Raw genomic sequence first — 13,664 nt, 5'->3', positions numbered from 1 at the left:
TGAATGCTGTTGCGTGCGCTCACCCGTTCGTGAATGCGGCGCGAGGAGGAGGCACCCATGCGCATCGGTCTGTATCCCGGCACCTTCGATCCGGTGACGCTCGGCCATACCGATATCATCCAACGCGCGCTGGCGCTGGTGGATCGGTTGGTGATCGGCGTGGCGATCAACCGCGACAAGGGGCCCTTGTTCACCCTCGAAGAACGTGTGGCAATGCTGCAAGCCGAATGCGCGCGCATCACCGCCAAATGCGGCGGCGAGATCGTGGTGCATCCGTTTGAAAACCTGCTGATCGATTGCGCCCATGATGTGGGGGCGAGCGTGATCATTCGGGGCCTGCGCGCAGTGGCGGATTTCGAATATGAATTCCAGATGGTGGGCATGAACCGCGCACTTGATGACAGCGTCGAGACGGTGTTCATGATGGCCGATGCACGGCGTCAGGCGATTGCCTCGAAACTGGTCAAGGAAATCGCGCGTCTGGGCGGCGATGTCTCCCGATTCGTGCCCCCTGCGGTCGAGGAACGTCTGATCGCGCGGCTGCGCGGCTAGGCTGGCCCCCTTTTCACGCGACTTTCAAAAGAAAGGCGCGCCAGCCCGGCACGCCTGGTCTTTTGACTTTGAAAAATATCCCGGGGGGTTTGGGGGGCAGCGCCCCCCCACCGGGTCGCCCCGGCCGCGCCGGGGCGAAACCGCGCTAGACCATCAAGGTCAGCACGATGATCTGCGGCGCCAAGATCCGCATACACATCACCAGCGGATAGACCGAGGCATAGCCGATGGCGGCGGCAGAAGTGCTGGACATATTGGTGGCAAAGGCCAGCGCCGGCGGGTCGGTCATCGACCCCGCCAACACGCCCGATAGGCTGAGGTAATTCACCTTCCAGATGATCCGCGCGGCAAAGCCCACGATCATCAGCGGGATCGCGGTGATGAACATGCCATAGAACATCCAGCTAAACCCGTCGCCATTCATCAGCGTATCGACGAATTGCCCGCCCGCCTTCAGCCCGACGGCGGCCAAAAAGAGCACAATCCCCAATTCGCGCAACGCATGGTTCGCCACCGGCGGCATGAAAAACACAAAAGGCCCCAAAAACCCGATGCGCGACAGCACGATGGCGGTGACCAGCGGCCCGCCTGCAAGGCCCAGTTTCAAGGGCGCCGGAAGGCCGGGGAAGGCAATCGGGATCGAGCCGATCCCAATGCCGATCAAGATGCCGAAGAACACACCCGCGAATTGCACCAGTTCAAGGCTTTTGGCCTGATTGCCAAAGAGCGGCTTGACCAAGTCCACATCGCTGGGATGCCCGACCACGGTCAGGATATCGCCAAATTGCAGCGTCAGCCCCGCCTCGATCGGCAGTTGGGTGCCCGCCCGTGTGCAGCGCGAAATCGATACGCCGCGTTCTTCCAGCCCGAAATCGCTGATGCGTTTGCCAAGCGCTTTCTTGGCGGTCACCGCGATGCGCTGCCAGGTCAGTTGCGAGCCTTTGGTCGTCGTCAGGCTGACATCGACCTCTTCGCCCAAGATCAGCACCATCGCATGCAGCTTTTCGGCGGGGCCGACCAGATGCAGCACATCGCCCAGATGCAGCACCATCTTGCGCGAGGGATGCATCAGCATATCGCCGCGCTTGAGGCGCGAAACGACAACGCCTTGGTCATAAAGATCGGGCACCTCGCCCAGCGGCAACCCTTCGAGGTTGGCGTTATGCACCACCACATTGATTGCGGGCAGTTCGACCGCGCCCTTGGCGCGGGAGGCTTCGAATTGTTCCTCTTCGGTTTCCAGCTTGATGCGCAAAACCGTGCGCACCGCGATCATCGTGATCAAAATGCCGATGATCCCGAACGGATAGGCCACCGCATAGCCCAAGGAGGCCTCTGATATCACCTCAGAGGACACACCGGCATCTTTAAGCACCTGTGTCGCCGCCCCCAGACCGGGGGTGTTGGTCACCGCGCCCGACATCAACCCCACCAGCGCGGGCACCGGGATATCGGCGATGAAATGCAGCGCGACCGTGGTCGCAACGCCCAAAAGCACGATCGAGGCTGCGATCAGGTTGAACTGCAACCCCGCCTTTTGCAGCGTGGCGAAAAAGCCGGGGCCGACCTGAATCCCGATGGTGAAAACAAAGATAATCAGGCCGAATTCACGGACGAATTCCAGCATTTCGGGCGACAGATGCAGCCCGGCGGCCGATGTAAAATGGCCGACAAACAGCCCGGCAAACAGCACACCGCCAATACCAAGGCCGATGCCGCGCCAATTCACCCCCCCCAGAAGCAACCCCAGCGCCCCGGCCAGCATCAAGGCGGCCGATGCCAGTGCAACCTCCGATAGGGAATGGAGAAAATTCAAAAGAGCCATGGTCACCCTCCTCCTTTTGGGTGCCCTCCCCTGCGACAGGTTGCGCCACCTCGCATCTTGGGTCAACCCCTTGTGATGTGCCAAAAAAAGGGGGCGAATGCCCCCTTTTCCTGCAGATTGTGAACTGTGCTGGGCGGCGGCGTCGCAGCCCTTGCGGCTTATTCCAGATAGGGCATCGGATCGACCGAATCGTATCCTTTGCGCACCTCGAAATGCACAAAGCCCGGATCGCCTTTGCGCACTTTGGCAATGGCTTGGCCGCGTTTGACACTGTCGCCTTTTTTCACCGCGATACCATCGATATTGGCATAGACGGTCAACAAGCCCCCCGAATGGCGCAGCACCAAAATCGGCACTTGCTCGGTGTCTTTGGTGATTGCCGCAACGGTGCCCGCATCGGCGGCTTTGACCGGGGTGCCGGCGCTGGCCGAAATATCGACCCCGTCATTCTTCCCCTTCACATAGGGGCGCAAGATCGCCCCCGAAACGGGCATCGCAAAGCGCGCATTGGACGAGGCTGCGGTGCGGTTCGCGCCAAGGTCTGGGGCGGCTTGCCAGTGGCCACCGGGATCAGCAGATACTGGCCTTCGCGCACGCTCATATCCGAGGGCAGGCCGTTCCATTGCGCCAGCGCCTTGGCCGACACATTGTAGTAGCGCGCGATGGAATAAGCGGTTTCGCCGCGCGCGACCTTGTGGCGGATCGGCTCGGACCCGGCGGGCTGGGTGCCGCTGGTCGGCGTGGCGGTGCTGGCGGGCGATTGCGTGCCCTCGGCGCGGTCGATCGCCCCCGAAGCAAGCGAGGTGATATCGATCCGCTCGCCGCCCGGCAGGGTCGCACCGCTGGGTTCGGCCACGCGGCGCGGCAGCGACACGACCTCGCCCTTGTTCAAAACGGTTGTAGGCTGAAGCGCATTGTAGCGCGCCAATTCGGTGGCATTGACGCCCAACCGCGCAGCGATATCAGAAACAGTATCGCCCTGACGCGCGACCGCGACCTGATAATTGGGATAGGAAATCACTCCGCGTGCATCGGGGGTGGGGCGGCTGGCCGTGGCTTGCCGCGCCGCATCTGTGGTGGAAAAGCCCAATTGGCCAAAGCCCCGCAAATCGGCATCCATGCAGCCCGCCAGCGTCAACAGCGCCGCGCCCGAAAGCGCCATCCGGGTCATGCTCTTGGCTCGAATTGCTGCCATTGCTCGGTCCTCGTCTTTTGCCCCGTTGCCCGGGGGCTTGGTTTCAGGCGTCCCGCGCCCTGCCGCCTTCAATCGCCCGCCATGCCTTCGATCAAGGGCACGAAACGCACCGGGCGCAATTCTTCATAGTCTAATCCGGTCTCTGTCCGGGTGACGCGGATCAAGCTTTGCACGGTATCCGACTGCCCCACCGGCAAAACCATGATACCGCCGATCTTCAGCTGCGACAACAGCGGCCCCGGCGGGTCTTCGGCTGCCGCCGTCACGAGAATGCGATCAAACGGGGCCTGATCGGGCAGCCCGCGTGAGCCGTCCGAGGCGAGCGAGACGATATTGGCCAGATCAAGCGCTTCGAACACCGCCTGTGCTTCGCGCGCCAAGCGCCGGTGGCGATCCACGGTATAAACCCGGCGTGCCAGCACCGACAGCACCGCCGCCTGATAGCCCGAGCCGGTGCCGATTTCGAGCACCGTATCGCGCGGCCCCGCCGCCAGCGCCTGCGTCATCAGCCCGACGACCGAAGGTTGCGAGATCGTCTGCCCGCAGGCGATCGGCAGCGGCATGTCTTCATAGGCGCGTTCGGCAAAGATCCCGCGCACAAAGGCGCCCCGGTCGATCCGCTCCATCGCGGCCAGCACCCGCGCATCGGTCACGCCCTTCGAGCGCAGCGCGAACAGAAACTGCATCTTGCGTTGGGCCAGATCGTCGCTTTCGCTCATGCAAGCCGCTCCGCCAAATCGCTCAGCAGATCATGCGCGGTGAGATCGGCGCGCATCGGCGTGACGGCGATATGACCTTCAAGATTGGCCAAAGCATCGGTGCCCGGCGCGGTGGCACCGTGTTGCGGTCCGCCCTTGATCCACAAGAACCGCCGCCCGTTGGGCGAGGTGGCCGGGGCCACCGAAAAGAAGCTGTCGGCGCGGTAGCCTTGCGCGGCGACTTGCGTGCCTTTGACCTGTGCCGCTGGAATGGGGGGGAAATTGACGTTGTAAAAGACCCGATAGGGGCCATCGTCCCAGATGCCCTTGTCCCAGATTTTGCGGACCAAAGCCGGGCCATGCACCCGCGCGGCCTCGAACGGGTCAAGCCCGGGGCCAAGGCAGGCCGGACCCAAAAACTGGCTTAGCGCAATCGCGGGCACGCCTTGCAGCGCGGCCTCCATCGCACCGCCCAAAGTGCCCGAATAAAGCGCGTTTTCAGCGGCATTATTGCCCCGGTTCACGCCCGATAGCACCAGATCGGGCCGGGCATCGGGCATCACGTCATAAAGGCCCGCCAGCACGCAATCGGCGGGGCTGCCTTCGGCGGCGAACCGGCGCGGGGCCAGTTCGGCTATCGACATCGGGCGATTGTAGCTGATCGCATGGCCCACGCCCGATTGCTCAAAGGCGGGGGCCACGATGAACACCTCGCCGTCGGGGCCCGCAAGCCCTTGGGCGATCTCTTCCAAAACGGCCAAGCCGGGGGCGTTGATCCCGTCGTCATTGGTGATGAGAATGCGCATCAAAACCCCTTCGCCGCCCTTTGGCCCTGCTTAGCAAGGCGCCGCGCGCGCCACAAGCAAGCCCGCACAATTGCCGCAAGGGTGTGCCCTTCGGGACTCGTTTTCTAGGGGGGCAGGGGCGTCGGCCCCCTGCCAAGGTAGCCTTAATACAGCCCGCCCGCCGAAAGCGTGCCGAAATCGGCCTTTTTCGGGATCACCCGGGTCTTGCCGGTGGAGGTGGTGACGGTGGTGTTGCCATCGGTCTCGCCTTGGGAAAAGAGCGGCAGATCCGCCCCCATTGCAAAGCCACCATCAACGATCATCCCTAGCCCGCGCAGGTCTTGATCTTCGCGCAGATATTCGGCCTGCACAAAATCGCCGGTGACATAGGGGGGCAGCTTTTCGCCGGTGAAGCGGTTGAAGTTCTGCCAAAAGCCCCCCGGCGGCACCTTGAAGCGCCCGCCGCCGTAATCCTTGATCGCCTCTTGCATGAATTCGTTGAAAACCGGCACGCAAAGCGTGCCGCCATAGGCGCCGCGCCCCAAGCCGCGCGGTTGGTCATAACCCATGTAGCAAGAGGCCACGATATTGGAGGTGAACCCCGTGAACCACACGTCTTTCGCGTCATTGGTGGTGCCGGTTTTGCCGGCCACCGGCACCGGCAGCCGCACGCCCGTGCCCGTGCCGCGCTTCACCCCGCCTTCCATCAACGACACCATCTGATAGGCGGTGATCGCATCGATCACCTGTTCTGAATTGGTGCGGATGCGCGGGCCAAGCCCCTCGGGCAGGTTGGGGTTTGCACAATCGAGGCAATCGCTTTGGTCGTGGCGGTAGATCGTGCGGCCCCAGCGGTCTTGCACCCGGTCCACCAAGGTGGGTTCCAGCCGCTTGCCGCCATTGGCAAACATCGCATAGGCCGAGATCAGCCGATACATGGTGGTTTCTTGCGACCCAAGCGCATTGGCCAGATAGGGCCCCATCCGGTCATAAACGCCAAAGCGTTCGGCATAGCTGGCCACCGTATCCATGCCGATTTCCTGCGCGATCCGGACCGTCATCAGGTTGCGCGATTGTTCCAGCCCGGTGCGCAACGGCGTCGGGCCGTAATAGCGGTTCGAGGCGTTTTGCGGCCGCCACAGACCTTGGGGCGTGTTCACCTCGATCGGGGCGTCGACGACGATGGTTTCCGGGCTGAACCCGGAATCGAGCGCGGCCGCATAGACGATCGGTTTGATGTTGGAGCCGGGCTGGCGCATCGCCTGTGTGGTGCGGTTGAACACGGTCGATTGATAGGAAAAGCCGCCCTGCATCGCCAGAACACGCCCGGTATGCACATCCATCGCCATAAAGGCGCCTTGCACCTGCGGCACTTGCCGCAAGCTCCAGCGAATGAACGACCCATCGCTGTCTTTGGTGATCGCGCGCACCAGCACGACATCGCCCAGCTCAAGCAGGTCAGAGGCGCGCCGCGCACGCGGGCCCAGCTTGCCATCGTCTTTAAGCTTGCGCGCCCAAGTTACATCTTCGGGCGGGATCCAATGGCCGTCTTCATCTTCTTCGATCCCCTCGATACCGATCCGCGCCGAGCTATCGCCCAGCTCCAGCACGACCGCCGCATGCCAGCCGTCGATATCACGCGGGGCCGTGTCGGTGGGCACATCGGCCAAAGCCGCGCGCCACGCCCGTTCGTCGCCCAGTTGATCGGCGGGGATTTTCGCCTTGGTGCCGCGCCACACACCGCGCCCGCGGTCATATTTTTCCAGCGCATTTTGCAACGCCTTGGCCGCTTGCTTTTGCAGCTTGGGGTCGACCGTGGCGCGGATCGTCAGGCCGCCGCCAAAGAATTCATCTTGCCCGAAGCTTTTGGAAAGCTGGCGGCGGATCTCATCGGTGAAATAGTCGCGCGGCGGCAGGGCTTGGCGAAACGGCGGATAGTCGCCGCGCTGCACGGTTTTGAGTTCTTTGGCCTGTTCCGCCTTCAGCGTGGCCTGATCGATATGGCCGTCTTCGTAAAGGCGGCGCAGCACGTAATTGCGCCGCAAACGCGCCTCTTCATAATTGCGCACCGGATGCAGCGAGGCGGGTTTTTTCGGCAGCGCGGCCAGATAGGCGGCCTCGCCCACGCTCAACTCGCCCAAGGTCTTGTTGAAATAGGTCTGCGCCGCAGCGGCCACCCCATAGGAGTTCTGGCCCAGAAAAATCTCGTTGAGATAAAGCTCTAGGATGCGGTCTTTCGACAGGGCCCGTTCGACCCGCGCGGCCAAGATCAGTTCCTTGATCTTGCGTTCCGCCGAGCGCGAGCCATCCAAAAGGAAGTTCTTCATTACCTGCTGGGTGATGGTGGAGGCGCCGCGCACATTGCGCCCGCCCGATTTGATCGCCGCATAGGCCGCCGCGACGATGCCGCGCGCGTCATAGCCTTTGTGGATGTAGAAATTCTGATCCTCGGCCGAGACGAAGGCCTGTTTGACAACATCGGGAATATCCGAGATCGGCACGAAAATGCGCCGTTCCTGCGCGAATTCGTCGATCAATCGGCCTTCGCCGGAATAGATCCGCGAGATCGTCTTGGGGGTGTATTGGGCAAGCTGTTCATGGCTGGGCAGGTTGCGGCCATACATCCAGAAGATGGCACCGATGGTCAGCGCGGCAAAGAAAAGCGCGGTGACGATCCAGGAGAAGACCCCCCCAAGCGAAGACAGGACGAAGCGGATCAAAAGGCACCCCCGTGGGGCATATGGCCCCGATAGTGCGCCCCTATAACGCGGGGCGGGCAGTGGGTCAAAGCAACTTGCTGTCAGCCGGCGGGAAAACGCAGCCGCGGGGCAAGCGCGGGGTCGGGCTTAGCCAAAGGCGGCCAGCGCCGGGAAAGCATCCAAGATCCAGAACGAGAAATCAGACAGTTGCCCGGTCAGCATGAACAGCCCGACGGTCCATAGCAACAGGCCCGAGATTTTCTCGATCCGGCCCATATTGCGGCGCATGAAGGCCATCGCGCCCCCCAAGGCGGGAAAGAAGGCCGCAACCACCAAGAAGGGCAGGCCGAGACCCGCGGCATAAACCGCCAGCAGCCCCATCCCGCGCCCCGGGCCGCCCTCGGCCATCGCAAGCGAGGCAATCGCGCCCAGAACCGGACCAAGGCAGGGCGTCCAGCCAAAGGCAAAGGCGAGCCCCAGAACATAGGCCCCAAGCGCCGAGCCGCCCCGGTCGCCGGTTTCCATGCGGAATTCGCGATCCAAAAAGCCGATCCGGTAGATACCAAGGAAATGCGCGCCAAAGATCATCACCACGACGCCCGCCACCTTGCCCAGTTCATCGCGCCAACTGCCGACCGCCTGACCAAGCGCCGAGGCGCCCAGCCCGATCAGCAAAAAGACGGTCGAAAGGCCCAGCACGAAAAACAGCGCTGCCAGCAAGACCCGGCCCCGCGCGGCGGGCGCGCCAGCCCCCATCTCCGACACCGTCACGCCTCCCATATAGGCCAGATAGGGGGGCACGATGGGCAGCACGCAAGGGCTCAGAAACGAGATCACCCCCGCCACGAAAGCGGCGAAGGCGGCGGGCAGAAATGCGGCGTCTATGAGGTCGATCCCGAACATGCGCCCTTGCTAGCACCCTGCGCGCCGCACGTCATCTGTGCAAACGGGCGCGCCGCTCACATTGCCGTGGACAGCGCCGCGCTTGGGCGTTAGGGCGGGGCTATGTCCGATGATCCTGCCCTAAGCCTTGATCTGCGCGGCCTGTTGTGCCCGCTGCCGGTGCTGCGCCTGCGCAAGGCGCTTTTGGGCCTGCCCGAAGGGGCGGTGGTGCAAATGCAAGCCACCGATCGCGCAAGCTGGATCGACGTGCCGCATTTTTGCGCGCAGGCGGGGCATAAGCTTTTGTCCGCCGAAGAGGCCGAGGGCGTTTTGCACTACCGCGTGCAGCGCGGCCCCGACAGGCCCGCGCCAGCCAAAGCGTAAGCGGCGCGGGGCAGGAGGCGTGGCTTAGTCCAGAATTTCGGCCAGAAGGCGGCGCGCCTCGTCATGGCAATCATGCAGCGGGTCGCGATCTTCGACCGGGTAGAACCGCGCGCGCACGGCGGTTTCCATCGGCTGCGGTTGCACGATTTGCACTTTCGGGCCGATCTTGGCGGTTTCGGCCTGCCAGCCGCGCACCAACGACATTTGCGCCGCTTTGGTGGCCCCATAAGAGCCCCAGAACGGCTGGCCGAAATGGTCATCGTCAAAGAAGACCGCTTTGCCATCGACCGCGCGCAAAAGCGGCTCGACCAGCGGAATAAGCGTGGTCACCGCGACATAGTTGGTATTGACCGAGTTTTCCACGTCTTCGGCATCGATATGCCCGGTGGGGCACAGCGGCGCGGCGTGAATGGCAGCATGGATCCACAGATCGGCGCCGCCCCAGCGCGAGGCAATACCTTGCGCCAGTGTCAGCATTTCTTCGGGCTTGGTGATATCCAGCGGCGCCAGCGTGGACGAGCCCCCCGCCGCCTGAATGCGGTCATCAAGCGCTTCAAGCCCGCCGGTGGTGCGCGCCACCGCCACCACATGCCAACCCTGCTTGCCCAGTTCTTCGGCCATGGCAAAGCCCAAGCCCCGCGACGCGCCAGTGACAAGGGCGAGTTTCTTTTTCGGCTGGTCGGTCATGTTCTTCCTCCGGGGTTTGCCCGGTATCTAGGCGCGGGGACAGGGCCGCGCAAGCGTCGGTTTGGCGCAGGTGGGCAGATGGCGCGCTTTCGCGATCACACGCGGGCGGGCAGGCGTTGGCGTGCCACGCGGGCCGAAACCTCTTGTAGGCCATGCACCAAAGAAATGCCCATGAAGCCGTGATAGACGATCGAGGCGCCCAGAAGGTGCAGAATATAGATCCAGCCCGAGGAAATTGCCCCGCCGATGATCACGAAGATCGAGGCCACGACCGAGATCACAAGCGACAGGAGCATGGCCCGGCCATTCGGCCCGTAGCGGCGTTCGTTGATCGCGCGGCGTTCCAACTCTGCGGCTCCAAACAACAGCCCCAGCGAAAACAGCGTGTAGATCGTCAGCAGCCAGACCATAAGCAAACTCCTTGATGCGCGCGAAAATTAGCACCGGGGCCACGGTTGCGCAACGGCGGCGCGCTTCACAATTTGGGGCTTTAGTCGGTGGTTTCCGCGTCTGGGGGCGCGGTGCCTTCGCATTCGGCCTTGAGCCCGGCAAGCGTCTGCGGCAGGCCAGCCCGGATCGACGGCCCGGCCAGCATCGAAAACAAAAACGCCAGCGGGCCGGAAAAGCTGATCCAATGGGTGGTGGTGCAGCCGGTTTCAGTTTCCTCCAAGCGGTGGTGAAAACGCAGTTTGCACAGGGGCAGGGGGCTTTCGACGGTGAAGGATCGCCCGTGATCCACGGCGGTCACGACGATCGGGGATTTCGGCCCTTTGCGCGGTTTGAGCCAGCCGCGCGCCCCCGCAAGCAGGCCTTCGGGCAGATGCACCTCACTCACCTCCGGGTCCCAGCGCGCCCATGTCTCGACCGCTTCGTAGCGGGCGAAGACGGCCTGTGGCGTGGCGGAAATGGCAATGCTTTGGGGCTGGCTCATGCGGGTCCTCCGGTGCGCTCTGGGTTCAGAAAATAGGGGCCAGAGAGCGGCGTCAAGGGTGGCGCATCGGCAAAAGGCCGAGGCATGCGCCCCGGCCTTTCGGTTCTGTTGCGTCTTTTGGGGCCCCGCGGTGCCTTAGCGGTCTTTGACCTCGCGATAGTCGCGCGCGGGCAGACCGGTGTACAGCTGACGCGGGCGGCCAATCTTGCCCGTCGGATCGCCAAGCATTTCTTTCCATTGCGAAATCCAGCCCACGGTGCGCGACAGCGCAAAGATCGGGGTGAACATCGCGGTCGGGAAGCCCATCGCTTCCAAGATGATGCCCGAATAGAAATCGACGTTCGGGTAAAGCTTCTTGGAGACGAAATAATCGTCTTCCAGCGCGATTTTTTCCAGTTCTTTGGCGACTTGCAGGATCGGGTTGTCGTGGATGCCGAGCAGATCCAGCACCTCGTCGGCCGATTCCTTCATCACCTTGGCGCGCGGATCGAAGTTTTTGTAAACGCGGTGGCCAAAGCCCATCAGGCGGAACGGATCGTTCTTGTCTTTCGCGCGCGCAATGTATTCCGGAATGCGATCAACCGAGCCGATTTCGCGCAACATTTCCAAGCAGGCTTGGTTCGCGCCGCCGTGTGCCGGGCCCCAAAGGCAGGCGATCCCCGCGGCGATACAGGCAAACGGGTTCGCGCCCGACGAACCGGCCAGACGCACCGTCGAGGTGGAGGCGTTTTGCTCGTGATCGGCGTGCAGCATCATGATCCGGTCCATGGCTTTCGCCAGTTCCGGTTTCACAACATAGGGTTCCGCCGGCACCGAGAAGCACATGTGCAGGAAGTTCGACGCGTAATCGAGATCGTTGCGCGGGTAGACCATCGGCTGGCCGATCGAATATTTATAGGCCATCGCTGCGATCGTCGGCAGTTTGGCGATCATCCGCATCGCGGCGACTTCGCGCTGCCACGGGTCGTTGATGTCCAAAGAGTCGTGGTAGAACGACGACATCGCGCCGACCACGCCCACCATCGTGGCCATCGGGTGGCTGTCACGACGGAAGCCGCGGAAGAACATCAAGATCTGCTCGTGCAGCATCGTGTGCCGGGTGATCCGATATTCGAAATCGTTCATCTGCTTTTCGTTCGGCAATTCGCCGTTCAGCAGCAGATAGCAAACTTCCAGATAGTGCGATTTCTCAGCCAGTTGCTCGATCGGGTAGCCACGGTAAAGCAGCTCGCCCTTGTCGCCGTCGATATAGGTGATTTCCGACTCGCAAGCCGCAGTGGAGGTGAAGCCGGGGTCAAAGGTGAACACATCCGCTTGTCCATAAAGCTTGCGGATATCGAGCACATCAGGCCCCACGGTGGGCGAAAGCACGGGCAATTCATAGGTCTTGCCGTCGAGCGTAAGCGTGGCAACGCGTTGGGTTTCTGCCATTTGTCCCTCTCCTGTAGCCGGCAAGCGTGCCGGAGCGTCTGATCCGGTTTCCCGGGAAAGGTAGGCTGCGGATCAGCCCACCTGGTCTTCCAGCCGGGCCAGAACTTCGTCGCGGCCAAGCAATTCCATCATATCAAACACCGAAGGTGTTGCGGTGCGCCCGGCCAGCGCCGCGCGCAGGGGCGCGGCAATTTTGCCAAGGCCCAGATCATGCGCTGCGGCAATCTGTCCTGCGACACTTTCGAGGTCTTCTCGCGTCCAGCTAGCAGTTTGCAACTGTTCCGTCAATTCTTTCAGTATACCACGGGATACCGGGTCAAGCGCCTTGGCCGCCTTCTCATCCACATCTACGGGGCGGCTGATCAGCGCAAAGCGTGCCTTTTCAAGCAGTTGGCCAAATGTCTTCGCGCCTGTTTTCACCAAGGGCAGGGCCGCTTTCAGCGCCACTTTCTGTGCATCGTTCAACGGCTCCTGTGCCGCTGCCGCAAGGTAACCTTCAAGCTGCGCCAGCAAATCGGCGTCGTCGATCTGCGCCATATGCTGGCCGCAGATGTTTTCGAGCTTTTTGAAATCGAGCCGCGCCGGGGCGCGCCCGATTCCATCAAGGTTGAACCACGCGCGGGCCTGCGCATCGGTGAAGAATTCATCATCCCCATGGCTCCAGCCAAGACGCGTCAGATAGTTGCGCATCCCCGCCGCCGGGTAGCCCATCGCCTGATATTCCTCGAGCCCAACCGCGCCGTGGCGTTTCGAGAGTTTCTTGCCATCGGGCCCATGGATCAGCGGAATATGCGCGAAGGTCGGCACATCCCAGCCCATCGCGGTATAGATCTGCACTTGGCGCGCGGCATTGGTCAGGTGATCGTCCCCCCGGATCACATGGGTCACGCCCATGTCATGGTCATCGACGACAACGGCCAGCATATAGGTTGGTGTGCCATCGGAACGTAAACACACCATGTCATCGAGCTGGTCATTGCGGAAGGTCACTTTGCCTTGCACCTTGTCCTCGATCACCGTGGCCCCCTCGCGCGGGGCCTTCAGGCGCACCACATAGGGCGCATCGGGATGAGTGGAAGGGTCGGCATCGCGCCAAGGTGAACGGAAAAGGGTGGATTTGCCCTCGGCCCGCGCCGCCTCGCGGAAGGCTTCGATCTCTTCTTGGGTCGCAAAGCACTTATAGGCCATGCCCTTGGCCAGCATTTCGCGCGCCACATCGGCATGGCGATCGGCCCGTTCAAACTGGCTGATCGGTTCGCCATCGTAATCAAGACCCAGCCATGCAAGCCCTTTCAAGATTGCCGCCGTCGCCTCGGGGGTCGAGCGCGCCCGGTCGGTATCTTCGATCCGTAACAAGAAAGTGCCGCCATTGCCGCGCGCATAAAGCCAGTTGAAAAGTGCTGTGCGCGCGCCGCCGATATGCAGGTAACCGGTGGGCGAAGGGGCGAAGCGGGTGACGATTTTTTGAGACATAGCGGCCTTTCTCGCAGCCCCGATGGGGCTGAATTAACCTTTTGGAAACCATGATGCCCGTAGGCTTTCTTGAGGGGTTCTCTAATCCACGAAAGGGGGCCGGGACAAGTGGCGCGGGGGAG

12 protein-coding genes and 1 pseudogene are annotated in these 13,664 nt (G+C 62.4%); 2 read left to right on the top strand and 11 right to left on the bottom strand.

Going from position 1 to position 13,664, the window contains the following annotated elements; translation table 11 throughout:
• The first annotated feature begins 57 nt into the window (after positions 1–57).
• Entirely contained in the window at positions 58–552 is a 495-nt protein-coding gene (gene coaD, locus CKO11_RS04420) for a pantetheine-phosphate adenylyltransferase (RefSeq protein WP_223633399.1), read from the top strand.
• Positions 553–697: 145 nt separating this feature from the next.
• Here coaD and CKO11_RS04415 read toward each other — a convergent pair whose 3' ends face one another.
• The 6 genes and pseudogenes from CKO11_RS04415 to CKO11_RS04390 all read right to left on the bottom strand — a co-directional run bounded on the left by CKO11_RS04415 (position 698) and on the right by CKO11_RS04390 (position 8,657).
• Positions 698–2,377: a putative transporter gene (locus CKO11_RS04415; RefSeq protein WP_223633397.1), complete on the bottom strand. Its 1,680-nt coding sequence runs from the start codon at positions 2,375–2,377 to the stop codon at positions 698–700.
• Between the two features lie 158 nt (positions 2,378–2,535).
• Positions 2,536–3,572 (bottom strand): annotated as a pseudogene (locus CKO11_RS04410) (LysM peptidoglycan-binding domain-containing protein).
• 68 nt (positions 3,573–3,640) lie between these two features.
• The gene (locus CKO11_RS04405) at positions 3,641–4,291 is read right to left on the bottom strand and encodes a protein-L-isoaspartate(D-aspartate) O-methyltransferase (RefSeq protein ID WP_223633395.1); all 651 of its coding nucleotides are present in this window, start codon (positions 4,289–4,291) and stop codon (positions 3,641–3,643) included.
• Positions 4,288–5,076 (bottom strand): 5'/3'-nucleotidase SurE, encoded by a 789-nt coding sequence (gene surE, locus CKO11_RS04400; RefSeq protein ID WP_223633392.1) that lies wholly within the window; start codon positions 5,074–5,076, stop codon positions 4,288–4,290. Before surE ends, CKO11_RS04405 begins: the two co-directional genes overlap by 4 nt.
• Positions 5,077–5,219: 143 nt before the next feature.
• Positions 5,220–7,775, bottom strand: coding sequence for a penicillin-binding protein 1A (locus CKO11_RS04395; RefSeq protein ID WP_223633389.1), 2,556 nt, complete (start codon positions 7,773–7,775; stop codon positions 5,220–5,222).
• A gap of 126 nt (positions 7,776–7,901) precedes the next feature.
• On the bottom strand, positions 7,902–8,657 hold the full coding sequence (locus tag CKO11_RS04390; RefSeq protein ID WP_223633385.1) for a cytochrome c biogenesis CcdA family protein: 756 nt from the start codon (positions 8,655–8,657) through the stop codon (positions 7,902–7,904).
• A 102-nt stretch (positions 8,658–8,759) separates the two neighbouring features.
• On the opposite strand from CKO11_RS04390, the gene CKO11_RS04385 reads away from it, so the two are divergent.
• Entirely contained in the window at positions 8,760–9,020 is a 261-nt protein-coding gene (locus CKO11_RS04385; protein ID WP_223633381.1) for a sulfurtransferase TusA family protein, read from the top strand.
• Between the two features lie 24 nt (positions 9,021–9,044).
• Here CKO11_RS04385 and CKO11_RS04380 read toward each other — a convergent pair whose 3' ends face one another.
• The 5 genes from CKO11_RS04380 to gltX all read right to left on the bottom strand — a co-directional run bounded on the left by CKO11_RS04380 (position 9,045) and on the right by gltX (position 13,542).
• On the bottom strand, positions 9,045–9,707 hold the full coding sequence (locus CKO11_RS04380; protein WP_223633378.1) for an SDR family NAD(P)-dependent oxidoreductase: 663 nt from the start codon (positions 9,705–9,707) through the stop codon (positions 9,045–9,047).
• A 95-nt stretch (positions 9,708–9,802) separates the two neighbouring features.
• A complete protein-coding gene (locus CKO11_RS04375; protein ID WP_223633375.1) occupies positions 9,803–10,117 on the bottom strand; it encodes a hypothetical protein in 315 nt (104 codons plus the stop codon).
• Positions 10,118–10,197: 80 nt separating this feature from the next.
• Positions 10,198–10,638 (bottom strand): SRPBCC family protein, encoded by a 441-nt coding sequence (locus tag CKO11_RS04370; RefSeq protein ID WP_223633372.1) that lies wholly within the window; start codon positions 10,636–10,638, stop codon positions 10,198–10,200.
• A 135-nt stretch (positions 10,639–10,773) separates the two neighbouring features.
• Entirely contained in the window at positions 10,774–12,069 is a 1,296-nt protein-coding gene (gltA, locus tag CKO11_RS04365) for a citrate synthase (RefSeq protein WP_223633370.1), read from the bottom strand.
• Positions 12,070–12,141: 72 nt separating this feature from the next.
• Positions 12,142–13,542 (bottom strand): glutamate--tRNA ligase, encoded by a 1,401-nt coding sequence (gene gltX / locus CKO11_RS04360; RefSeq protein ID WP_223633368.1) that lies wholly within the window; start codon positions 13,540–13,542, stop codon positions 12,142–12,144.
• Positions 13,543–13,664 lie beyond the last annotated feature (122 nt).

The organism is Rhodobacter sp. TJ_12 (assembly GCF_020023995.1).
GTDB lineage: Bacteria > Pseudomonadota > Alphaproteobacteria > Rhodobacterales > Rhodobacteraceae > Rhodobacter.
Note: the sequence above shows the minus strand (reverse complement) of the source record. Positions and strands in the feature narration are given on the sequence as shown.